The sequence below is a fragment of the Leuconostoc garlicum genome, from assembly GCF_001998805.1.
In the GTDB taxonomy this organism is placed as follows: Bacteria; Bacillota; Bacilli; order Lactobacillales; family Lactobacillaceae; genus Leuconostoc; species Leuconostoc lactis.
Genome location: NZ_CP016329.1, coordinates 1,362,547 through 1,385,616, shown reverse-complemented (window position 1 = coordinate 1,385,616; position 23,070 = coordinate 1,362,547). Strand labels below are relative to the sequence as shown.

Annotated in this window: 23 protein-coding genes and 1 pseudogene; 19 read left to right on the top strand and 5 right to left on the bottom strand. The window is 36.7% G+C overall.

The features are described from left to right. Positions 1–92: 92 nt before the first annotated feature. The 16 genes from A9176_RS07005 to A9176_RS06940 all read left to right on the top strand — a co-directional run bounded on the left by A9176_RS07005 (position 93) and on the right by A9176_RS06940 (position 15,150). Positions 93–2,228: a GH25 family lysozyme gene (locus A9176_RS07005; RefSeq protein ID WP_198150928.1), complete on the top strand. Its 2,136-nt coding sequence runs from the start codon at positions 93–95 to the stop codon at positions 2,226–2,228. Continuing rightward, a complete protein-coding gene (locus A9176_RS07000; protein ID WP_157093705.1) occupies positions 2,225–2,698 on the top strand; it encodes a hypothetical protein in 474 nt (157 codons plus the stop codon). Before A9176_RS07005 ends, A9176_RS07000 begins: the two co-directional genes overlap by 4 nt. A 129-nt stretch (positions 2,699–2,827) precedes the next feature. Then, entirely contained in the window at positions 2,828–3,313 is a 486-nt protein-coding gene (locus A9176_RS06995; protein WP_077282863.1) for a PASTA domain-containing protein, read from the top strand. A 237-nt stretch (positions 3,314–3,550) separates the two neighbouring features. Then, on the top strand, positions 3,551–3,757 hold the full coding sequence (locus A9176_RS06990) for a hypothetical protein (RefSeq protein WP_077282862.1): 207 nt from the start codon (positions 3,551–3,553) through the stop codon (positions 3,755–3,757). Between the two features lie 300 nt (positions 3,758–4,057). After that, on the top strand, positions 4,058–5,650 hold the full coding sequence (locus A9176_RS06985) for a hypothetical protein (protein ID WP_077282861.1): 1,593 nt from the start codon (positions 4,058–4,060) through the stop codon (positions 5,648–5,650). Between the two features lie 134 nt (positions 5,651–5,784). After that, positions 5,785–6,933: a hypothetical protein gene (locus A9176_RS06980; RefSeq protein WP_157093704.1), complete on the top strand. Its 1,149-nt coding sequence runs from the start codon at positions 5,785–5,787 to the stop codon at positions 6,931–6,933. A gap of 329 nt (positions 6,934–7,262) precedes the next feature. After that, on the top strand, positions 7,263–8,222 hold the full coding sequence (locus tag A9176_RS08935; RefSeq protein WP_242943215.1) for a glycosyltransferase family 39 protein: 960 nt from the start codon (positions 7,263–7,265) through the stop codon (positions 8,220–8,222). Then, complete coding sequence (locus A9176_RS08930; RefSeq protein WP_242943214.1) at positions 8,185–8,397, top strand: hypothetical protein; 213 nt, start codon at positions 8,185–8,187, stop codon at positions 8,395–8,397. Before A9176_RS08935 ends, A9176_RS08930 begins: the two co-directional genes overlap by 38 nt. Beyond that, complete coding sequence (locus tag A9176_RS08925; RefSeq protein WP_242943213.1) at positions 8,394–8,717, top strand: hypothetical protein; 324 nt, start codon at positions 8,394–8,396, stop codon at positions 8,715–8,717. The genes A9176_RS08930 and A9176_RS08925 overlap by 4 nt, the downstream gene beginning before the upstream one ends. A 63-nt stretch (positions 8,718–8,780) precedes the next feature. Further along, entirely contained in the window at positions 8,781–9,155 is a 375-nt protein-coding gene (locus A9176_RS08920; RefSeq protein WP_242943212.1) for a hypothetical protein, read from the top strand. 439 nt (positions 9,156–9,594) lie between these two features. Beyond that, positions 9,595–10,083, top strand: a complete 489-nt coding sequence (locus A9176_RS06965; RefSeq protein WP_207650669.1) for a hypothetical protein — start codon at positions 9,595–9,597, stop codon at positions 10,081–10,083. 51 nt (positions 10,084–10,134) lie between these two features. Continuing rightward, positions 10,135–11,721, top strand: a complete 1,587-nt coding sequence (locus A9176_RS06960) for a hypothetical protein (RefSeq protein ID WP_207650668.1) — start codon at positions 10,135–10,137, stop codon at positions 11,719–11,721. Next, a complete protein-coding gene (locus tag A9176_RS06955) occupies positions 11,718–12,326 on the top strand; it encodes an ATP-binding cassette domain-containing protein (RefSeq protein WP_077282853.1) in 609 nt (202 codons plus the stop codon). The genes A9176_RS06960 and A9176_RS06955 overlap by 4 nt, the downstream gene beginning before the upstream one ends. A 131-nt stretch (positions 12,327–12,457) precedes the next feature. After that, a complete protein-coding gene (locus A9176_RS06950; RefSeq protein ID WP_077282851.1) occupies positions 12,458–13,213 on the top strand; it encodes a hypothetical protein in 756 nt (251 codons plus the stop codon). 16 nt (positions 13,214–13,229) lie between these two features. After that, complete coding sequence (locus A9176_RS06945; protein WP_077282849.1) at positions 13,230–13,820, top strand: ATP-binding cassette domain-containing protein; 591 nt, start codon at positions 13,230–13,232, stop codon at positions 13,818–13,820. 145 nt (positions 13,821–13,965) lie between these two features. Further along, complete coding sequence (locus A9176_RS06940) at positions 13,966–15,150, top strand: MrcB family domain-containing protein (RefSeq protein ID WP_077282847.1); 1,185 nt, start codon at positions 13,966–13,968, stop codon at positions 15,148–15,150. A gap of 597 nt (positions 15,151–15,747) precedes the next feature. Here the strand turns inward: A9176_RS06940 and A9176_RS06935 are convergent. The 5 genes and pseudogenes from A9176_RS06935 to A9176_RS08915 all read right to left on the bottom strand — a co-directional run. Continuing rightward, positions 15,748–16,782 carry an IS30 family transposase gene (locus A9176_RS06935; RefSeq protein WP_077282845.1) on the bottom strand — a complete coding sequence of 345 codons (1,035 nt, stop codon included), beginning with the start codon at positions 16,780–16,782 and terminating at the stop codon, positions 15,748–15,750. A gap of 425 nt (positions 16,783–17,207) precedes the next feature. Further along, positions 17,208–17,408, bottom strand: coding sequence for a helix-turn-helix transcriptional regulator (locus tag A9176_RS06925; RefSeq protein WP_055307859.1), 201 nt, complete (start codon positions 17,406–17,408; stop codon positions 17,208–17,210). A gap of 3 nt (positions 17,409–17,411) precedes the next feature. Continuing rightward, a complete protein-coding gene (locus A9176_RS06920) occupies positions 17,412–17,855 on the bottom strand; it encodes a DUF3796 domain-containing protein (RefSeq protein WP_077282844.1) in 444 nt (147 codons plus the stop codon). Between the two features lie 465 nt (positions 17,856–18,320). Further along, the gene (locus tag A9176_RS06915; protein WP_242943211.1) at positions 18,321–19,133 is read right to left on the bottom strand and encodes an SspB-related isopeptide-forming adhesin; all 813 of its coding nucleotides are present in this window, start codon (positions 19,131–19,133) and stop codon (positions 18,321–18,323) included. A 64-nt stretch (positions 19,134–19,197) separates the two neighbouring features. Further along, positions 19,198–19,266: pseudogene (locus A9176_RS08915) on the bottom strand (putative holin-like toxin); the annotation flags it as partial. A 463-nt stretch (positions 19,267–19,729) separates the two neighbouring features. On the opposite strand from A9176_RS08915, the gene A9176_RS06905 reads away from it, so the two are divergent. The 3 genes from A9176_RS06905 to A9176_RS06895 all read left to right on the top strand — a co-directional run bounded on the left by A9176_RS06905 (position 19,730) and on the right by A9176_RS06895 (position 22,874). After that, positions 19,730–21,349, top strand: coding sequence for a hypothetical protein (locus A9176_RS06905; RefSeq protein ID WP_077282840.1), 1,620 nt, complete (start codon positions 19,730–19,732; stop codon positions 21,347–21,349). A 430-nt stretch (positions 21,350–21,779) separates the two neighbouring features. Then, complete coding sequence (locus A9176_RS06900) at positions 21,780–22,022, top strand: transposase (protein ID WP_077282423.1); 243 nt, start codon at positions 21,780–21,782, stop codon at positions 22,020–22,022. 45 nt (positions 22,023–22,067) lie between these two features. Continuing rightward, positions 22,068–22,874: an IS3 family transposase gene (locus tag A9176_RS06895; protein WP_198150927.1), complete on the top strand. Its 807-nt coding sequence runs from the start codon at positions 22,068–22,070 to the stop codon at positions 22,872–22,874. The last annotated feature ends 196 nt before the right edge of the window (positions 22,875–23,070 follow it).

Sequence of the window (23,070 nt, the reverse complement as noted above, 5' to 3'; positions counted from 1 at the left end):
GAATGGTTTTTATTTTTCTTGTTACAATTGATGATGTGAATTTTGTTATAATAAGCAAGGCATATAAAGTAATTTGGAAAGTTGATTTGACAATGAAGAATAACAGAATCACTGGCGGTTTAGTGGTTATTTTAACCGTTGTAATTGGTCTATTGCTCACGACTCAGTGGTCATCACCAATTTCAGCAGCACAACAGCCGAGCGTTCAGTATCGGACGCATGTTCAAGATATTGGCTGGCAACCCTATGTCGCCGATGGTCAAATGGCTGGCACAACTGGGCAAGGTAAGCGCCTAGAGGCGACGACCATTCAGCTTGCCAATCAAGATAGTATTATGACGGGTAGTATTCAATATCAGACACACATCCAAAATATTGGTTGGCAAAATTGGACACAAGATGGGGGCATCAGTGGGACTTCAGGTCAATCATTAAGGCTTGAAGCGATTCGCATTAAACTTTCCGGTAATATTGCGAACTATTATGATGTTTATTATCGTGTTCATGCACAAAACTTTGGTTGGCTGGGCTGGGCATCCAACGGGCAGGCAGCTGGAACGGCTGGGTATGGCTATCGATTGGAAGCGTTAGAAGTGGTATTGGTCCCTAAGGGCCCACCAGCGCCGGGCAGCACGGCAAATGCTTTTTATAATCTAAACGGGGAGCCTAGTGTTCAGTATCGGACGCATGTGCAAGATATTGGCTGGCAAAACTTTGTTTCTGATGGTCAAACATCTGGTACGACTGGGCAAGGTAAGCGTTTAGAAGCCACAACGATTCAGTTGGAGAACCAGAATGCTGCCACATCAGGTAGTATTCAGTATCAAACGCAAATTCAAAATATCGGATGGCAAAACTGGGTACAGGACGGGACGCTGTCAGGCACTCAGGGCCAATCCTTGCGCTTAGAAACGATACGTATCAAACTGACAGGGAATATTGCCAATTCCTATAATGTGTATTATCGTGTCCACGCGCAAAATTTCGGTTGGCTCGGTTGGGCATCAAACGGGCAAGATGCGGGGACAGTTGGTTATGGTTATCGCCTAGAAGCCCTGCAGATTGTCTTAGTACCAAAAGGGCAACCAGCACCAGGTGATACGACAAATCCATCTTACACGAGAAAACCTGATCCAAGTATTCATTATCAAACCAATGTGCAAAATAGTGGTTGGCAAACCAGTGTTGCCGATGGTGCGACAGCTGGGACAATGGGACAAGCCCTTCGTGTTGAAGCCTTTAAGGCTAATGTCAGTGATTTACCAGATAATATGTCTGGTGGGGTGACGTATAAGGCTTATGTCCAAAATGTTGGTTGGCAATCAGCGGTTAATGATAATGCGGTTGCCGGGACTTCAGGTCAAGGCTTACGTGTTGAAGCCCTAAGTTTTAATCTAACAGGGACACTAAGTGATAGTTATGATATTTACTATCGTACTTATGTGCAAAATTATGGTTGGCTCGGTTGGGCGTCAAATGGTCAAACTGCCGGGACTTCAGGGCGCGGGTTACGCATTGAAGCAATCCAAGTCCAGTTAGTCAAAAAAGGTGGGACAGCACCTGGCGGGGGGACAGCCTATTTGCCACCTATTGCACCATCGGATTTCATCGATGTGTCTTCTCACCAGAGTTGGCTAACGCAGGCGGACTACAAGGCGATGTATGCAGCGGGTATTAAAACAGCTGTTATTAAATTATCGGAATATACAACTTATAAAAACCCATATGCAGCCACACAAATCAGCTATGCTAGAAATGCTGGAATGAAAATTGCCGCCTATCATTATGCTTGGTTTACTAATTCAACAGAAGCGGCCATTGAAGCAACATATTTTGCTAACTATGCCAAGGTGTTGGGTTTACCAAGTGATACTGTGATGGTTGATGACTATGAAGAAGGTTATGCAGTTAATAGTTCAGGAGACAAGGTAGCGGATCTTAAAGCGTTCCGCAATACACTCGCACAACAAGGTTATTCAAATGTTGTCAACTACTCATACAAAGCGATTACGGGATCGGGCAACATTGTGGATACAGATCGCCTGAATACAAAAGATATTTGGCTTGCTCAGTATCCAAATGAGGCCAATCCAGCAGCTGCACGTGCCTTACAATATAATTCAGAGTTTGCGGCATGGCAGTATAGCGCTAGCAAATATTTTACTGGCTTATCACAGAATAAGCCTTTGGATATCAGTATTGACTATACGGGAAGGTTTACAAATTGAAAAAGAGCAGATTAACTATTAGCATTAGTATCATTGTGATTGTTATGGTTGCGGTGTTGGTGGGTATTTTATTGTTAGGTCAACAGACCCAGCCAACTGACAAGCAGCCGGCACATGTTGCAAACCAATCACAATCATCAACGTCACAAGCATCAAGTCAATCTCAAGATGCTGTATCGTCATCTGCTACATCATCAAGTCAGCAGTCATTGTCACAACCTGAAACAACGCAGCAATCGGCAGAAAGCTCAAGCAAAAGTGCTGCGACCAGTGTTTCAGAGAAAAATGATCATGCTAATTTAGAAAGTCGTGATCAACCCGTGACGATTTCAGCGCGTGATATTCAAGCAACACGTAGTATCCTCAGAAATGCTGGTATTGATGATAAAAAATTTAACGATAAGCAAATTGAAGATTTAATGAACCAATCGATCGCAACTGGGAAACCGATCCCTGATTTAGCGCGTTAACACGACACAAAGCGTCCGCATTTATGCGGCGTTTTTTTATAAAAGTTATCTTATTGCACCGAATACATTGAACCATTATAATGAAAGAAATCTGATGCACGATATTGTCGTATTAGGAGAATAATCAAGATGAACAAAACAAAATTAATCAGTACCGTAGGCAAAATAGCACTTGGCGCGTTAGCACCAGAGTTGCTGGCCCAAGGGACTAAAATAGTTAATGCACAGCTGGAAAAACGAAAAGGGTATATCAAAGTACCAGATGTCACTGCACTTGATGTGGATGAGGCTAATGAGATTATGACGCAATATCATTTTAACCATACGGTTGTGTCTGTTGCGCCAGCGGTTAAATATGCCAATGCTGTGCCAAATCAAGTCGTTAAAACGCAACCTAAAGGTAATAGCCTCGTTGATCCACAGACATTTGTGAAACTCTATACGATTGACGCTGAAACCGTCCAGAAAAGTAAAATGATGGCTGAGGACCTGGAAAAGGCCAAGCAGAAAAGACAACAAGCCGTTAAAGCAAAAGTACAAAATACGATAACGGCGACGACTAAGATACCAGCACAAATCACCAGAAAATTGAAGCGAAATAAAAATAAACGTTGAGCGTTTTAGTACAAGAATCTGTGTTTTGTAATATTAGTATAGGGGGTTGCTTTTATTTGTTGCACGTGTCATAATCTTATTTATAATGAAAATAGAAAAGAGCGATTAATGTGATCGAGTCGGTAAAAGACTTCTCTTTAAAAGCCTGTTTATCAGTCTGAAGAGAAGTTAAATATCCAATAGAATACGCAGTAAAAATTAAAACAGGAAAAATTTGCGTCACCCGAGGAACTCGTTATGTCACAACAAGTAAAAACCAACCTTATGTTAATTGGGTTTGTACTCTGCGTTTGGTTGATTTACTTTATTGCTTGCTTGGCTATTGCCATGATTTTCACATCAATGATGCACGCGCTATGGTTAAGTTTGGGTATTGCGACAATCTTGTCGCTGGGATTTGTTGGTGTTCAACAATTCTTTAGTAGTTTGAAACACATGGAATAATTTTAAAAGGTCTTACAACTTGACGGTTGTAAGGCCTTTTTGTGTGTAATGGGGGGTATTCAAATCGATACTAGGGGTCTATTTGACACGTGCACATATGTGTAGTAGTATGGAAACGTTCGTGATTACAAATGCTATAATAGCAATTTACTTTGTGATAGCATCAATGAGATGATGTATAGACGTTTTTTTGGGGGACGTTTAATAAGTAGGGTGTTACTGAATATCGTATATATACAGGAGTTTAATTTTTAACTACTTCGGCTTAGTGGTGTTATTTGAAGAGGGAGAATATCAAATATGTTGACTAAATCAAGACATGTAATTGTTGGTATGCTAACGACAATTGCAGCATTATTGATGTTATTTTGTGTATTGGTGTCTGGGCATTTAGTGACAGCCAACACAACTTTTAACGATCGTTTTACTGTTTTTTCGTTGTTAGCTTATTTGGGTCTTGCCATTGGCTTACTGGGCTTAACAACGTTAGTTGTTAAGTTAACAGATCATTACGATGAGTTACTTAAAAAATTTCTTTGGACGCTCATTATATTGGTAGCTGTCGGTGCATTGTTCATACAACCTTATGCGCCAGTTTATGACAGCATGGGCGTGAATGGTCAGGTGTATGATCTTTTATATCAATATCCAGCCTCGCAATGGTCGCCATACTTTAGCGTTTTTCCAAATAATGTACCCATTAGTATCTTTATGTTTTGGCTGGATTTTCCATTTCGGCACATCCTCAAGACGCTCGACGATGTCATTTTACTGCACGCCGTTTATGGCCAAGTGTTGATGCTTATATCAAGCTATCAGTTGACTAAATTGGCCGATATTGTTTTCGGCGCAAAAGCCCGCAATGTGTTGTTATTATTTTATGTTTTTGTGCCAACATATTTGATGCAATTTACACAAATTGGCTACTCGGATACTTTTGCCTTACCATTTTTGGTGGCGGGTGTGCGTTATCTCGTCGAAATTTTCTATCAAGTTAAATCAGGAGAAAAAGCGACCAGTTTTGCAAAAGTTATTAATCGGCAAAATTGGCGGCAAGTGCTATTGGCTGCTGTCTGTTTAGCGATTGCGCTATTCCTAAGACCCAATACCGTTGTGGCATTGATTGCTATTGTGGTATTATTGCTGCTATTTTTATGGCGTGAATGGCGTTTGCTTTTAGTCCTTTTGGCTGCGTTAACGATTTGTTCGTTTACATTAAAGCAAGCCGCAACCATTACACAAGAAAAGACACATTATCAAGTGTCAAATGATAAGAATACCAAAATGCCAATTGAATCATGGTTCTTGACGGCTTACTATGTAGGCGGCCGGTCGGGTGATGAAATCAATACGATTACTAATAAGTACACGAATTATGACCAACGACAGGCTTACATTCGTGAAAAATTAGTTGGCAAACTGAAACAGTTGGGCGTTATTGGTGTACTTACAACTTGGCGTGACAAGACGAATGTCTTGTTTGGTATTAAGTCGGATTTTGGTATGCAATACTTTAACCAATTTAGAAATGGTCAAGACAGTAAGTTACAAGCACAGTACCGTACAAATTACGATAATTTAACGCCGATTATGATTCATTCAACAATGATGGTGACGTTAACAAGCTTTTTGTCATTTGCTTGGTTACCGTTTTATCTATTTAATAAGCGGCAAAATGAATCGGATGATAGTTCGACTTATCGTCAAAGGGTTACGATTATCTTAATCCTGGGTATATTTGAATCATTATCATTGTTTTATATCTTACTTTGGGAAGTTCAGGAACACTATATTTATATGATGTTCCCATTTCTGATGTTTATCGGGGCAATTTTGTGGACACAAGTTATCAATAACCTGTTGAAAAAAATTGTAAAAAAACTAGGGTCATAAAAAATTATAGGTAGGCGTTCATGCGGCATTCGTTAAATCAACATCGTGTTAATCATAAATTATTTTTCTATTTGATATTTTTAAGTATTTGGTTGGTCGTTTTTTTTTCACAATTGAATTTATATCCTCAAAATATGACAAATGATCTTAGCCTTTATCAAATACCATGGTGGCAATATTTGCATGAACATGGATTTCATGGTATTGCTACCATTAATTCTGAACTCTATTCTCAGGTTGGTGATCAACGACATTATGCTGATTATACGTCCATCTGGTATCTCATCATTGTTCTCTTTTCTAAATTTGGAATTTATCCAAATATTCTCAATGTTGCAGCAGCGATTAAGTACATTGGTGCAATATTTACACTCTTGTCGTCCCTATTTGCCTATTTGATTGTGAAACATTTTCAAAAAGGTAATACTAGTTGGCAAGCAACCATTGCTGCTAGTTTAATATTATTTATACCACCATTCCTAGGTGATATGTTGAAAACCAATTTACCAGATAGCGCCTACATTGCCTTGATTCTGTTATCATTACTTTTATTTCTTAAAAATAAATATGTGTTGTCCTGGTTGATATTTGGTGTTGCCATCTACTTTAAGGCGATGGCACTTTATATTGCACCTTTATATATCTTTTATTATCTCTATACATTCAAAGAAAATACAATCATTGAAAAGATAGCGCCGATTTTCTCCTTTGTAGGCTTGTTTATTGCTGCGCTACCAGGTTGTTTTGCCGGCTTAACATTATGGGATAGTGCGTTGGGAACCATACTAGGTAGAACTGCAAGTACATTAAGTGCTGAGAATGGTTTCTTGAGTCTTGTTGATGGCAAGGAATCTTTTGTCAATTTTCCAGTCATATCGCCAAACAATATTGCTAGTTTTCAAACAATTAGTATGGCGTTAATGGTCATTTTTATTTACTTACTAATGTTTTTGTTATTTCAAACTAAATCTGAAAAAGCATTAGCGTTTTCCATGATTGATTTAACCATTGTATCGCCAATTATTCTCTGGTTCTTTTTACCTGGGCAACATGAAAATTACTTTTCAATAGCAGCCGTTTTTGCTTTCTTAGCATTTCTAATTGTGCCAACGAAAAAATATTTTGTAGTTTTCATCATTTTGAATTTTTTGGTTTGGCAATCGTATCATTTTGGACCAAAGATCCTGTTTAATCCTTATCTATTTGTTTCGGTTATGATTTACTTCACTTGGGAAATCTTTAAACGATCAGATATCCAAGCCAATGTGTTATTAAAGCCATGATATTTCTTGTGTTTTTTATAAGCACAAAAATAACGTTCAAAAAAGTATCATTTCTAAACAACATATATTGATTCTGACAAAACGTCAGGATATTATCACAATAGATTCGACTTGGTAATATAAAAAAATACTATAATAAAATGATATATAAATTATGCGGCACATTGCCAAATCTTTAAAAATGTGAATTATTGAGTAGTACCGTCGTTACGGTAACTGTCTATCATGCGTTAATCAATTCATACAATGCGAGAAGAGGGAATATGAAAAAGCTTGTTTTGCCATCATTTTTACCTGGCATTTTAATTATCTGTTTAATCATTGGTTTAATGGCTAATGTAATTTCTTACATGGGGGTGGCGATTGTCATTTTGACGATACTTCTATATGCCGCCACAAGATTTGTTTTTATTCCGCGACTTAATCACATACCATTTTCATGTTTTCGGATAGCGATGGGAATTGGTTTTGTGGCCATGGTCATTGCACAAATTATGACCTTGATCTTTTTCCCAAATACGGTTTATCACGATCCATATCGTGTGTTGTCCCAAGCAGATCAGATGGCAGCTAACCAAAATACTTGGGACATTACTTATTTTTGGCGTTATCCCAATAATGTTTCGATCACTTATCTGATGTCACTCTGGCTGCGGATAACCCAATTGTTTGGGTTATCAACTAATACAGCGATTCACTTGTTGAGTATTATTGTGCTCGATGGCTTTATTTTGTATTTTCTGGTGGTGATTCGCCGATTAAATCAACACAATAGTATGGTGCTAGGCGCTTTTGCATTCTTTGTGTTGACGCCGTTTGCCTACACTTACTATTTGCAGGTCTTTTACTCAGATTTGCCAACGATGTTGGTTTTGTTGCTCGTGCTGAGTATTTTGTATCGGTGGCCAACGTATTCACGACGTCAAAAAATTGGGGCTGGACTAGGATTAGTTGTTACGATTTTGATTGGTGACTTGGTTAAGCCAAATTTGATTGTATTAATACCAGCATTACTGATTGTGGCGGTGTGGTTAGGGGTCAAAAAACGATTAGGTAAAAGTCAGCTCATGATCCCCATCATTTTAATTGTTTTAGGGTTTGGTTTGAGTGTGCCAACGACGCAAGCAATCCAACAAACCAGTAATTATCACACTAATCCAAAGTTTGAATTGCCCGCAACCCACTGGATGCTAATGGCGTATAATGCAGGGACGCAAGGAACTTATTCAGGGACAGATGTGATCAATGATAATGCCCAACCCAATCCAAAAAAAACGGCAAGCCTATGATTTACAACAAATTTCAAAGCGGGTTAAAAAGCTTGGCGTTTTCGGGGTTATTAAACTGTGGCTCACAAAAGTAGGGATTTTATTATCTGTCAGTGACATTCAGGATTGGTATAATGGGGGCTTCCGTGCTGCACCAGCTGGTATCAGCAGCATGCCCAATTCTTTAATGCCATGATCTCACTGATTTATACGACCGCAACGTTTGTTTTCTGGCTGTTTTTAATCACACGTTTAGCAACCTGGCGGGTTAATTTGTCAGATCAGCAACAAGTAGTGGCCTTGATCGCCATTGTGACGGCACTAGGTTATATTGCCTTTCATACGTTACTTTGGGAAGTGGAGCCACGGTACGGACAAGCCATCTTACCGCTTCTCATGTTTGCTTTGGCAGCACTTCCAGACCGGTCTAACCGTCAGTTCTTAAACTTGCGGTGGGTAACTTTGAAACGATTCAGTGCGGTGCTTATCGCCGTCATACTCTTTGTCACAGTTTGATTAGCCAAGGTTGTCGCTGCCAAAAACCCGCAGCCACTTGTGGTGGCTGCTCAGCGCACTCAATTGTCGCTCCAATATGGCGCACAACCGTATGCGATGGCACCTGAAGAAACAATTACTGAGGCTGTCGATCTAAAGGGTGCCGCTAATTATTTCTCTGTGCAAGTGCATGACAAATCAGATGTTAATGTTTATTTAAAAAATCTGAAAAGCGGTGAACAGTATCAAATGACCGATTCAGGTGATTCTTATCGTCTTTATCGGAACCTAACACCTGGTCATTATCAAATTATTGTTCGCAATGATACGAATCGCCCACAAAATATCGATATTGTGGACACCACAAATTATCACTTAGCTGATTATCCATTAGTGATTAATGGGCATCACAAGCCAACATCCTCATTGGTGTATAAGGTGATGTTGAATGTGAAATGAATGAAGAGCATATCAAATGATATGCTCTTTTTATTTTGGTGTTATAAAAGTTGGATTAAAGGGTTAATGAATATTTAGGGAGCATATCATACAAAATTAGTCAATAAAAAATATTTATCCAGGACTAAGCGAACAGTTGAGTTATCGTGAATAAAATTATGTTAATCTATCACTATTAAATACATTTTGTTAGGAGGAACACGCTATGTTGTTAATGAAAAAATATGTAAAGGTGGCCATTGGGTGGCCATTGTTGGAGCAATGCTATTTACAGGAGTAGGGGTTGTAAGTGCGAGCATAAGCCATCCAGCACCAAGCCCACTAATCGATATCTGGAGTCATGGTACGAGTGGAAATTACGGTTGGTCTAATTATTACATTCAGACGTCAAATTATGGATCACAGTCAGCAGTTCGCAACATTTATGGTATAACACTGGATGCTACAAAGAATAATTATGGGTGGGCAAACTCTGCTGCAAATAAATCATGGTATGATGTTCGCATTGATGCATTTTGGAACTACTATAGATTCTAATGTTGAACTAACTAGGGCGTTTTCGCCGTACATAAATTATGAGCAGGATAGAGATTTGAAAATTAAAATTGTATTTGTCAGTGTTGTCTATTCCCTTTTGTTGGCGCTTGGCGCGTTAACAATTACTGATACGGCAAAACCAGCACCATTGCCTGTTGATGGCGCAATTTCTTTAGTTGTCAATAACACGTCTAACAATAAAATATATCAAAATTTGAAAAACATCACTGATGAGACCGATGTTAGGTTTTATAAGTCTTATATTGATGATCAGGGCAAATTGAGTTACTATAACTTGTCTGACTATCATCAGGGTAGTCTTTTAGATAAAGTGAATGCAAATGGAATGATTTATAAGTCGGGGACGATACCTGCTAAGTCTTTAAACTAGTTGCAAGTGATTGGTGTGCGTGTCATAACTGATCAATCGTATCCCTGGTATTTGGGTGGCATTTTGCAGTTCAATAGTCAACTACGTAGTTTTTATACCACGCTATTATTTTTAGGCGCATTCATTGGTATATTTATCTGTGATGTGAAATCACTTAAAGCTAGAATGATTCGCTTATCGTTAGGGCGTAGCATTGTCTCATTACCCGACATTCTAAAACCTACTGCGATACTCATTGTTATAGCAACTACGGTTGGGCTACTTTATGCAGCTACAATCGGGCATGGCTTTCATACGTTCAGTACGCAATTATTGATAGCTTTAATGGTTACTGATTTTATCATTTTTCTACTGCTGTTGGGATTATCGCTAATTTTGATAGCCATGATGATTCACTTAGAAAAACCCATTGCTGTCATTAAAAACAAATCGGGCGGCAAAAGTATTTTTGTTATCTGGTTACTACTCATTGGGGTGATGACGGTTGCGGTTGGCAGCCTTAATCAACAGTATCAAAACAAAATTCAGCAGCTATCGACGCAGATAAACCATTTGAAACCTTGGTATAGTGTTAAAGATTGGCAAAAAACACAGCCTTTTGTTGGTCATGCCACCGCAGTGAATGGGAAAATGACTGAACCAGCTCCAAGTCAACAAGATGTTGATTTGGTCAAAAAGATAGGCAGTCAAAGCTACATTTATATTGCGCAAACCATAGCAGTTGTTCCTAAATTTTTGACAGGCGAAATTGAAAATGATTTTGCAAAACAACTCTCACAAGATGGGATTACCGCCCCCGATTTAAATCGTAAAGTTTGGTATTTGAATAATGGTGCGATGCATAAACAAGCTTTCGATAAGGCATATCCTTATGATCCAAGTAAATCAGCAACGCTATATTTACCACAAAAATACCGAGATAAGGCGCAATCATTAATTAACACAATTTATGTTGAGCAGTTGCGAGAAGTTCATCTTTCAAAAAATGATATTGAGGTGCAGATTGTGCCAGAGAATCAGACTGTATTTTTATATCGTGAAATGGCTACGCGATTTGCGGGTGATATTTCTAACCAAGAAAAAGATTTCGGCAGTTTGCGCCAACAAATTTTGGTTCGCTTGAATGATAATGTCTTATTAGCTCATAATGACAAAACATTTGCCAATAATATTTTAAATACAATGAGCCTGCTTAGTCCGCAGGCAATCAAAATCATTAGTCAGGAAAATGATGATTTAACCAATCAAACAATAACACCGTTTCAAACTGTGTCGTTGAATGTGATTGCTTTAAAGCATCAATTGGCTGTTGCCAAGTTTTTGCAGGTCATCATTTTTAGTGCGTTGATACTGAGCATGATATTTTATTTGAACACGATCTACCAGTTTGAGATTATTTCAGTGGTCAAAAAGAAAATACTGGGGTTATCAATTTTTCAGGTGTATGGCCCGTATAGCTTGTCGTTAGTTATCATGATGGTTATTGCCTATGCTATTAATATGCTGCTTGGTCAGGCAAATGGTCTAACCACGTTAGCGTTAGTATCAGGACTTATCGTAACGATCATTACGACACTAATTGTGGATCGGAAAATTGGTTCGGATTACACGCAAATTCTTAAAGGAGACAATATATGATTCAGCTTCAGGCGCTCAGTAAAAAATTTAACAAAAAAGTCATCTTTGAGGATGTGACGCTGGTTTTTGAACCAAATAAATCATATGCGCTAGTTGGCCAATCTGGCTCTGGTAAGTCTACTTTATTGAATGCAATTGGTCGACTCGAAAAGCCGACCAGCGGGGCAATTACGCTGGATAATAAGAACATCTGGGATATTAAAGAAAAGACATTTTTTAAAAGATATCTGGGTTACGTTTTTCAAAACTATGCCTTGTTAGATCATCAAACAGTATTGGATAATCTCAAAATCGTTAACAGAGATAGGGCACAGATTAAGGCTGTCTTGGAACAAGTCGGGTTAAATCAGTCTTATTTAAAGGCTAAAATATTTGAATTATCTGGTGGTCAAGCACAGCGAGTTGCGATTGCTAGAATGGCTTTAAAAGAGAAAAAAGTTATTTTAGCCGATGAGCCAACGGGTGCTTTGGACGACAAAACAGTTTCTGAGATTATTGATATTTTGTTAGGTATGGTGAGCGCTAATACCTATGTGATTATCGCCACCCATGATCCAAAAGTCTACTCTCGCGTCGACGAGGTGATTGATATAACTCAGTTGTAGGTGGTGGGGGGGATTAAGGCGTAAAGTGTGGTAAATGCAATTGATTAATGAATAACGGGTACCTCAGAATTTAAAATTAGTATATAATTAGATTTAATATATAATTGTGCCATTAACAAAAGGGGGTTGTAATGAAAGATATCGTGACGTTGTTTAAAGTTTATATGATAGATACCTTAAGTAACAAATTTGCTTTTGTTTATAATCTATTGATACCCATTGTTTACTTTATCTATCAAAATAGGCATATCGCTTTACAGAATGGGGGTCATTTCAATACAACGACATTTAAAGTTGTTAGTTATTTTTGGGCTTATATCATCGTTGTGACAATCCTAAACAACGTCATTGTTAGTTTAATAGCAGATAGAGAACGTGGCTTTTATAAACAAATGCTTTTTATCGCTGGCTCTAAATTAAAAATCATGTTGAGTGCTTTTTCGGTTCAACTCATGGTTATTTTAATAGAGATCACTTTGTTTAATGTAGTAGTCATGCTATTCGTTAAGTCCTTCAGTTTACACTTGATACTGGCTGGACTATTAACTGTTTTAATTACTGCATTACCCATAGCGCTGGTTACGAGTTTATTGTTTATGTTTAAATTCAAGCTTGAATCAGTGAATATTATTTTAAGTTTGCTTATTTTTGGCATGCTATTTTTTATGAATATTCCGAATGGACAGCGTTTAGAAAGTTTGGTGGCACTGATAAATCCTGCTAGCTACGTTGCAGCGGTTGGTTATCAAATACAAACATTTTTAATCAACTCGCCGAATCATCTCATTGTCTGGTTGGGGCTAGCCGTGGCGACATTACTTTACGCAATTATTGGCAAGTTTGCCATCGCTAAGTTTTCGCCGCAGTCAGTAATCGCAAGAGTTTAACAAAGGAAATTCGCGCATGGAAATCAAAAATTATTCGTTGTCTTTTGGTAATCGGCAATTGGCCGATCGAGTTGATGTGGTATTTTCTCGTGAGAAATTAAATGTGGTGATTGGTGCCAATGGCGCTGGTAAAACGTCTTTTTTGGATTTTGTAGCCGGTGTGGGGCATAAAAATGCAAATGGTACTAAAGTTGATATTCCCAGTATGGCTGACGTTGCTTATCAGTTGCAACACATTCATTTCTTTCCAACACTAACAGTTGCACAAACGGTGGGAATGTATACACAGTTAGGCTCAGAATCATCGCAAATGGCATCTCGTACTTTTGCGACAATTAAGCGTGAGGTCTTATCAAAAATTTGGCATACAAAAATGGGTCAGTTGTCTGGTGGTGAGCAACAAATTGTTTTAACTTATGGGCAGTGCTTATTAGATAAACAACTCTATATTTTCGACGAGCCAACTAGTGGCGTTGATGCGACAAATACCGAAACGATCCTGCAAATGATCAATGAACTCGTCGAACGACAGCATAAAGTGGTGGTGATAACATCACATCATCTGGAACAGTTAAAAGAATTTGATGTGAATCTGATTCAGCTATAAATTGTTAAAAAGACTGCACTGCAAAATGCGGTTTTTTTAATTTGTACTGCGTTGAAATTTCTGGTTGATATTTATGATAAAATTAGTGTTTTTTGTTATTTTCATGTCATAATAGAAGAAGCAGAATAGGGAGCAATTATGGCAAATGACACTACGTGAATTATTAGAAAAAATTCTGAACACTTATCTACAAGAAAAAAATAAGCCTTTGAAAGATAATTCATTAGCTGAGTGTCTCAGATCAGGACTAAAAGACGTCGTGAGTGATGATCTCATTAGTGGCAGTCTCATAACAAAGGGATCACCAGGGCAAGGGAGTTGGGCTATAGTACCCTGGATTGGGCTATTCGATACGACAATGCCCGTTTCAGCTGCCAAAGGGTTTGATATTGTTTATCTATTTTCACCGGATATGAAGTATGTTTACTTATCACTAAATCAAGGGTGGACATTTTTTAAGGAAACTTACGGTAAAAATGCGGAAAATAATATCAGTAAAGTATCTAAATATTGGCAAAATACATTAGCCAATCGAACGGATCGTATGACGGTGGCGCCTATTGATTTGACTAGTTCTTTATTGAAGAAGAATGATATGGTATCAGGTTATGAATTAAGCAACATTCTGAGCATCAGATATGATAAGGATAAATTACCCTCTAATGCACAACTGCTGACGGACCTGAAAGATATGCTATTTTGCTTGAATGAAATAAAATCTGAACTAATTAATGAAAAAGATATCGGGCAAAGTATTGCATATATCTTATCACTAAATTTGAGTTCCTTATTTTTGAAAAAGAATAGCATCCAACAAATAGCGCAAAAAATACCCGAAATCACGCTTCATGAAACGCATTTAGACGAAAAATCAATAGTTCAAACAGGTCGTCAAGTGGATTATCCTGCACTTCAAAAACAAAATACTATCATCGGCTTTTTGGGTGAACAAACTGTTCTAAACTACGAAAAAAACAGACTGAAAGATTATCCTGACTTAGCTAAGAAGGTTGAACATGTTTCTCAAACTAGAGGTGATGGCTTAGGGTACGATATCCTGTCTTTTGATGCCTACGGCAATCCAATTTATATTGAAATCAAAACCACAACGCAAGGAAAAGTAGCACCATTTTATATCAGCGACAATGAGCTGACGTTCGCCAGTCAGCATCCTAATAACTATTTTCTATATCGAATATATAATTTTAATGATTTAGTCGATACGAATGATATTGAGTTCTTTAAGTTGACGGGTCACGAGATGAAAAATGTTGAGTTGAAACCAATTAGCTACTTAGCAACAGTTAATGATCTTAATAAAGAGAAATAGTTCGGTTACTATTAATTAGTTAAGATACATATTGCGTTAAAATTGAAGATTAGTGTTAAATTTATTTGTTTTGATAGCTGTTTAAAGTATTTAATACTAAAAAACACTTTATTGAGGTTATCAGAGTTAGTAATTGAACTATTTTTGGGTTTTACTAAAGAATTCTACAAAAATCAGCTCTAAAACACAGGGAATCTGTAATTGAATTATAAAAAATCAGCCACATTAAGCCACATTAAATGTATTAATCTAAATACTTTACTTTCGATAATATATATTATGTAAACCTAAATTTTGGCGGCATTTGTCAAGTGCTAATTTAACAAAATGTGAAAAATGACGTCTTTTTATGTCTTTAAAACAGCTATATATCGGCTCTAAACGGACTTATTTACATTTTGGTTACATATTATTTGTTTTACCGTTTCTTAAACAAATATGCGTTTAGTTCGTGTTTTGGTTGAGTATTAAACACGAAAATTAAATATTCACACTAAAACACAGACGTTATTTTCAAACCTCTGGACTCATTATTTGTTATGTATTTCACTGTCAGGTATTTCAGATTAATCTATGAATTTTACGAATAAATTATGGCTAAATCGATGCAGCGATTGTGGTTTTTTGGGTGATTTCATTCATCCGTCTGACAAATTCATGTTCTGGTGTCTGATAACCAAGAACATGCCTAGGACGTCTATTAAGGTCTCTAATTGATTCTTGTAGGCGTTTTTGTGTGATTTTGGTAAAGTTATACCCAACAGGATATATGCGTCTTAATTCGCGATTTAAACGTTCGTTCGTACCGCGTTGACCTGGAGCTTGAGGATCTGAGAAATAGATCTTCTTGTTGTATGTATTTTCGACAGAATGAATAAAGTTGGTACTTGTAAATTCAATACCCCGATCGCATGTGATACTTTCACAAGCTGCAGCGAATTTTGACATGAAGGTATCTAATACTGTTTGCATATCTTCAAATTGTCTACTTCTAGCCTTAATGCCAACCATAAATCTTGTTTTTCTTTCCACAAAGGTCACAACAAAATTTTGAGTGTCTTGTGGACTCATCACACCGTCAATCTCCCAATGCCCAAATGTTTGTCGTTCGTTGATCACTTTGGGTCTTTTTTTAATCGAATGCGATTCGAGTATTGCTCTAGTACGAACAGAATTAACCTTTTTTGCTCTGAGTTTTTTTCGCCGTTTTCCCTTGAGTGGTAAATCTTCCATTTTGGAATTGATAAGGCGTTTTAGAATCCAGTTATGAATCGTTCCGGTTGATACACCAATGTTTTTGACGCCATTTGCAATTTGTTGTGGCGACCATTGCTTTTTCTTAATCAAATAGTCAATGTGCTCTCGGCGCCGTTTTGTTAGTTTGGTTGGTTTACGGTGAGCCTCAGTGGCTAAATGATCTGCTCGTCTTTGGGCTTGAACAGGTTCATAAGTATGACGTAATATTTTCGTTTTACCCTTCCACGTAACCACCCGTGCATTACGTTTTAATTCTTGTGTGATTGATGCTCTAGATCGGTATAACCGTATCGCAATTTCCGCATTTGTATAGCCTTCATCGATAAAAGTCTTCAACTTTATTCTTTCAGCATAATCAAAATGTTTGTAACTCATCTACAACCCCTCCTAATATTTTGATACATATTTGTATTTTAAATTTTTAATATTTCAAATCTGTAATAAATCCCAATATATTGGACTTTATCAGATATTTATATTAATAAGATATGTATCATATAATGCTATGATAAGAATAAGATAAGTATCATATACTAGTGTTATAAGAATAAGATATGCATCATATACTATTATGATAAGAGTTAGATAACTGATTTTGTGAAATACTTCGGGTTTACAAAAACTATAGCTATTATATAAAACAGGAGGAATCGTAATGAGAGAATCAAAATCCATCACCATCTTATATCCTAGATGCTAAGCTAATTCTTTGTTAAAAAAGATCTATTGTTCTTTACTAACAATAGATCTAAACTAAATATTTAAGTTAAACAGTGTGTATATTTTAATCAATCAAAGCGTTATTCAAAATAGAACAATTCTTCAATGGTGGTATCGAGTTCTTTAGAAATCTTGACAGCTAATTCTAGCGACGGATTATACTTTGCGTTTTCCAACCGCATAATCGTCTCCCTGCGAACACCTACTCGATTTGCTAAATCTTCTTGTGTTAATTCTTTGATGGTTCTATATGTTTTTATGTTGGTCTTGATTAGTACCATAAGTTAATTATCTCTATCGTATTTATACGTCAAATATGCCCATAAATTTGTACCTATTGCAAATGTTATACCAATTATAAATAGTTGCAGCTTATACAACAAAAAATAATTTAAATTCAGAAGACTCAAAATAATCGTAGAAACGAAAAGTAACACCATGGCGATTTTGAAAGCATCTAGACCTGCTTTTAAACGATTTTCCCTAAGTCGCTCATCATCTTGCGAGCCAAGTTTAAACCACCAAAAATTCTGAAAACCACTAAACAAAGCAAATAAAAGGAAATATTGCGGATAACCATACAAACCCGCAAAACCAGAAAATCCTATAAAAGCCAACATCCAACTGAATGGCGTAATCTTTTTGACATAACTTATTTCCTCCAAAAAGAGATATATTTGTCTCTCTACGCTACAAATATATCTCTTTTCCTCTGGAATGTCAAACAACTGCCTTATACATTGTCATGCCCCCTTTCCTTGTTCATCATCTTCGTTGTATTTTTTAGTCGGCATTTCAAAGTTGATATATAACTACTTACTTGCCTGTGTAATCGCATTCTTTTGTAGCCAAAAAAGCCCAACCTAACAACTCATCACTGAGTGTTGTTAGGTTGGGCTTTTACTGGCCAGTCGATTGCAATAGAGTTTTGTCAAAATTTCTCTAACCGGTTAATTTGTTAGTTATATCAATAGTATCTTGTATCGTGAATTGGGTATTATTCTCTAATGCGTAGTACCATTTAAATTGACAATTACCACGCCAACTACAATTAAAATTGTCCCTAGTACGGTTTGCCAATTAATACTAACGTGGAAGACAATAACATATTACAGCACATCTATGGATTTATTTTAAAAAGCACATCATTGTTGAATAGTCACTTTTCTATTTCTATCTACCTTCTTGAGTTATTATTTTTTTAACCAACGTGAAATTGGTTTGAAGAATACAATGCTGACCAATCCAGTCAAAGCAGCTGCAATACCAGCATATAGTCCACCCTTCGGCTTTTCGCCATAACTTGTGTTGGGTGTTTCTGGTGCTTGTGGGTTTGGTGTGACATTGTTCCTCACTGTTTGAGTTTGATATTCTTGGCCGAAATCATTTTGTACGGCTGTATTAACAAGTGTACCCGGCGCATTAACCTTTACCACTGGTCGGAAGACAATCGTCAACTTATGACCGGCATGAGCTTGCAAGAAGGCTTTGGGATCATTAGCAAGACGCTTTCTAAGATCTGCATCACGCTTTTCAGAGAAAAGTTGCTGCCCTTTTCTCATGACACCTTGGTCTTCAATATTGATTTCATCGAACTTATACGCTAGTTTTTGAAAATCGCTGTATTCATCATGTAGCCCGTTCTTAAAAATTTTATCCAACAGTCGATTGGTCAGATGGTTTGCTTTCGACATCTGAGTGTTTGGGGCTTCTAATGAAGTGTTTCCAACCTGCCATCGTCCCTTCATATTTTTGGGTAAAGCATCATAGATCTTTTCTAAATCTCGGCTGTATTTATCCCGTAGCATCGTATTTTGAGCAGACTCAACTAGTTCCGACTTCAAATGACCCAATCCCTTCAAAGCCTCAGTCCGCTTCTTCTTTTCAGACACAGACATGAGTTCATTACGAAATTCTCGTTTTGCGCGTTCAATAACTGCGAGTGGTATTGTGCCTTTTGGTTCTCCCTTATATGGCCCCTCTTGTTTGATCATTTCAGTGTTCATGAATTTCCTGAAAACTTCTTCAATACTTTGACATAAATTAACATTTCCCATTAACTCATTAAAGTTAAGTCAACACAACAACTAAAGAGATTAACGATAGGATCAACATCCCAAAGCTAATTATTAGCTGTAATGCATCCTATACGCGCACAAGGCCTCTCCTTTCCTAGAATCTGGGTTTACAGTTTTAACACCATAAGCACCACTTCCATTTAGGATAGCCACCATCTTAACTTCTTTGCTTTTAGCAGTATATCATAATGGCATAAATGAATTGGTTTGTGAAATGATCGCAAACGACGACTTTGTGAACACTAAAAATAGGCTCAAAATAAGTTTGTGAATTTTCATTTTTCACAAACAAAAAACAGGACTTGAAAATCCTATGATAGTGATACTTATATCAACTAGAATTGGTCTGGCCGTCAATGCCAAAACAAGAATTATTCAAAAGATATTGAATCAAATCGCCACAATCTGGAATAGAAATTGATAATTATTATCGTATTTCGAAACTTGACGTATAAATATTAAACTTAATTAATATGGTATACTGCTGAAACGGAGATTTTATTATATATTTGAGGAGAATTAAAATGATTTTATTTTTAGGTACTTTAGTTACTATATGTTCATTGGTAGCGAGTTTTTACATTGACAAAAACATTGTTATCAAAAAAGCTTGGAATAAAAAGGATATTAGACATCCTAAAGTACAAATATCAGGTGCTATCTTGCTCGCAACGTATTTTTACTTTTCGTACGTTTACGACTCACTTTGGTCCATCGGTCTGGTTTTTTGCTCTTTGTTAATTGGTTTATTACTTGTATGGATTGATAAAGTTTATACTTTGAATTTGGGAGCAAAATCTTTTTACATTACGTCATTCGGTTTGTTAATTTTTATTCTATTTAATACTTATAATCAGTACTGGAACACGACGAATGTCCCAAGTTATTCAACTAATGCTCTAGAAAGCCTTTCCCATTCATTAGATGACTTTAAACCAGGAAGCACTTCAGTAGCCAAAATAGAAAATAGCGAAGTAATATATAGAGACCTCTCGGCAACGGAAAAACCATCCAAGGCCCGGTCCTTTGGAGCTATGTTAGATGGATTTTATATGCAGGATCAAATTTTAAAAATAAAATATAAAGCATCAAATTCCGAATTTGAAAAATATGAAATCAATCAACAGTTAAACGAATTGACAGATAGTTCAGTTGATTGGAACGCATTTTATATGTTAAAAGGTCAGAACGGATATATCCATCGATTCAAAATTAAAAACAAATACTATAGTTTTTTGGTGCTAAGACAATCAGAAGATTTACGAAAGTTTATAAACTTAACAATGGGCGTTAATGTTAAACCAGTAACCAAACTATTCCCTGCGAAGTTGTCGGAATTTAGCTCAAGTGAGGAATTCGCTGATTTTATTAATCTAAGCCAAAAAATTTCGGACTCAGATATTTCAAATTGGACAAGCAATGATACAGAGACACCAATCCCATATAAAAAGCTAATAAATATTATGAATACTGGATCATCGACGACAAGTGCGACAAGTTCTAAAAATGCAAACGATGAGTCCACAAGTGAAGAACCCATTGAAGATTCCCAAGATTCTTCGAAGGATGTTTCTTCTTCTACGGATTATGCTTCCTCAACAACAACCAATTCAGATCAACTCACAGTTGATGAGATGAAAAAAATCGCACTTAAATACTTAGCAGATTCTGGAAGTACAGCCAATTTGAAGAACACATCTATTTCTGAAAATCAAGACGGCAGAGATCAGTTCAATGTTATCTATGATTTTACTGTCCATGACACTCCAGATCATGTTTTAGACATTCAAGTAAATTCGTATACTGGTAATGCATATAACTATTCATTATCTTTGGCAAGTGGCAGTGAAGATGGCGCATCAATCAACGTAGGTATCCCTACCTTCAATGATAAAGAAAGTGATCTCTTATCACAGATTAATAGTTTATCAAATATTGGCGATTTTAGAAAAGGTGGGCAAGCACTAAATATGGTACAACCTACTATAGAACATCCTGGTACCTTTGAAATGGATTTTACGAATATAAATAACCAAGACGCAATCGTGAGAGTGTATATTGATATGTTAACTTTCCAGATCGTACACTATACCGATGGCGAAATGCCAGAAATAATCCCAAATTTTGCTAAAAGTATACATTAATCAAAAAAGCAGCTACTTTATTTTAAAAGTGCTGTTTTTTTAACATTGTAGACTTAGTATTCTCTAGTCGTATATTGGCTTCAATCTATTTTTGCTTGTTTCAATAAATGATTTCATATACCCTTCTTTAATCATCCACGTTAGAATTAAATTATTATATTCATTATTCTCAAAAATAAAATTTTTGTACCCTCTCGCCTTACTGATTATTTTAGTAAATTTACCGTCGGAAAGGTTATTTACATTTAAGTAATCTCGTGCAGTGACTATTGATAATGATGAAATATTTTTTGAAAAGATAATATTATTTAACTGGCCTGGCCTCGACAAAAGCTGATCCAGTAAATATTCAGCGCTTCAGTGTGCTCTTATACTAAAAAAATGGACTATTTTTATTCAGTCCGTAAAATGAAAGTATAGGAGTATTTTTATGTCAATTCGTTATTCACAAGATTTCAAAGATTCATTGGTTAAACTTCACCAAGAAGGCCGTTCACTCAAATCATTAGCAGAAGAATTTGGACCATCAAAAGATTCTATTGCTATTTGGGTTAAACAAGCTACCCCAATCATGATCAGGGGTCAGTCAAAGACTTTAAAAGACGTCAAGCAACTAGAGAAGCGCCTCGCTATTTTGGAGGAAGAAAACGAAATTTTATCACGCATAGCCTGACAGGCATTGAGCGGCCATCTTACTAGCCAAAAAATAGTCCGTAATGTGGGATTGCCGCTAGTTAATCAATTTTTAGCACAAGGCTACGCGCTTGTGCGTATTTTAAGTGCACTTAAAATCAAACCTAGTACCTATTACAACTGGCGCCATTGGCAACCCAGTCGACAAGAAAAGCGTAGAGAATCCCTGAAACCTTATATTTTAGACATTTGGAAAACCTTTAAATTTTATGGTTATCGTCGTATTGCTGCTTATAGTCACCTAAACAATGACTGTCCAAAAATATCTGAATATATGACACTCAAATTGATGCGTGAATTAGGGATTAAATCCCGCATGCAAAAACATTATCGCAAACCCAAAACTGTTGTGACGGTTGATCAAAAACCCAATCTGATTAGACACTTGCATGATTTGAGCGGTGTCTGGCAAACAGATATCACTTATATTCAGTTGACTAATCACAGATGGGTCTATTTAGCGACCGTTTTGGATCCTGAGAAGAGAAAAGTATTGGGCTCTAAAATTGGCGATACAATGACAGCCGAGCTAGCCACAAGTGCCTTACAGATGGCGTTAGATAAGCATCGAAAGCCACTCATTATTCATTCAGATATGGGGTCACAATACACGAGTGCTGAGTTTAATATTAAATGCCAAAATTATGGCTTGATACATTCATATTCACTCAAAGGCCATCCGTACGATAATGGCCGTATGGAAGCATTTCATTCAATATTGAAGCGTGAAGAGGTTTATTTGAAGGCATACCAAACATTAACTGAAGTCCAAGCAGCCATTGGTTGGTATATCAATTTTTATAATCGAAATCGTATCTCAAATGTTGCCTAAGTAACTGAATAAAAATAGTCCAATTTATTGACTTCTGAGCAAAAGTCTTTGCAGATTTTTTATGAAATGTGTTCGGTTTAATTTTACAATCTACCAAATACATATCCACAATATAACTATCTTTTGGTACTCAAATTCACATACTGTTAAAGAGACCACTAAATAATTCAGCATATCACAATGAACAGTACAGTAC

Excerpts from the sequence above, each read along its gene's own strand:
- A9176_RS07005 (WP_198150928.1), top strand. The coding sequence starts at position 93 with ATGAAGAATAACAGAATCACTGGCGGTTTAGTGGTTATTTTAACCGTT.
- A9176_RS06995 (WP_077282863.1), top strand. The coding sequence starts at position 2,828 with ATGAACAAAACAAAATTAATCAGTACCGTAGGCAAAATAGCACTTGGC.
- A9176_RS06990 (WP_077282862.1), top strand. The coding sequence starts at position 3,551 with ATGTCACAACAAGTAAAAACCAACCTTATGTTAATTGGGTTTGTACTC.
- A9176_RS06985 (WP_077282861.1), top strand. The coding sequence starts at position 4,058 with ATGTTGACTAAATCAAGACATGTAATTGTTGGTATGCTAACGACAATT.
- A9176_RS06980 (WP_157093704.1), top strand. The coding sequence starts at position 5,785 with ATGACAAATGATCTTAGCCTTTATCAAATACCATGGTGGCAATATTTG.
- A9176_RS08935 (WP_242943215.1), top strand. The coding sequence starts at position 7,263 with ATGGCTAATGTAATTTCTTACATGGGGGTGGCGATTGTCATTTTGACG.
- A9176_RS08930 (WP_242943214.1), top strand. The coding sequence starts at position 8,185 with ATGCCCAACCCAATCCAAAAAAAACGGCAAGCCTATGATTTACAACAA.
- A9176_RS08925 (WP_242943213.1), top strand. The coding sequence starts at position 8,394 with ATGATCTCACTGATTTATACGACCGCAACGTTTGTTTTCTGGCTGTTT.
- A9176_RS06965 (WP_207650669.1), top strand. The coding sequence starts at position 9,595 with ATGCTACAAAGAATAATTATGGGTGGGCAAACTCTGCTGCAAATAAAT.
- A9176_RS06955 (WP_077282853.1), top strand. The coding sequence starts at position 11,718 with ATGATTCAGCTTCAGGCGCTCAGTAAAAAATTTAACAAAAAAGTCATC.
- A9176_RS06950 (WP_077282851.1), top strand. The coding sequence starts at position 12,458 with ATGAAAGATATCGTGACGTTGTTTAAAGTTTATATGATAGATACCTTA.
- A9176_RS06945 (WP_077282849.1), top strand. The coding sequence starts at position 13,230 with ATGGAAATCAAAAATTATTCGTTGTCTTTTGGTAATCGGCAATTGGCC.
- A9176_RS06940 (WP_077282847.1), top strand. The coding sequence starts at position 13,966 with ATGACACTACGTGAATTATTAGAAAAAATTCTGAACACTTATCTACAA.
- A9176_RS06935 (WP_077282845.1), bottom strand. The coding sequence starts at position 16,782 with ATGAGTTACAAACATTTTGATTATGCTGAAAGAATAAAGTTGAAGACT.
- A9176_RS06925 (WP_055307859.1), bottom strand. The coding sequence starts at position 17,408 with ATGGTACTAATCAAGACCAACATAAAAACATATAGAACCATCAAAGAA.
- A9176_RS06915 (WP_242943211.1), bottom strand. The coding sequence starts at position 19,133 with ATGAACACTGAAATGATCAAACAAGAGGGGCCATATAAGGGAGAACCA.
- A9176_RS06905 (WP_077282840.1), top strand. The coding sequence starts at position 19,730 with ATGATTTTATTTTTAGGTACTTTAGTTACTATATGTTCATTGGTAGCG.
- A9176_RS06900 (WP_077282423.1), top strand. The coding sequence starts at position 21,780 with ATGTCAATTCGTTATTCACAAGATTTCAAAGATTCATTGGTTAAACTT.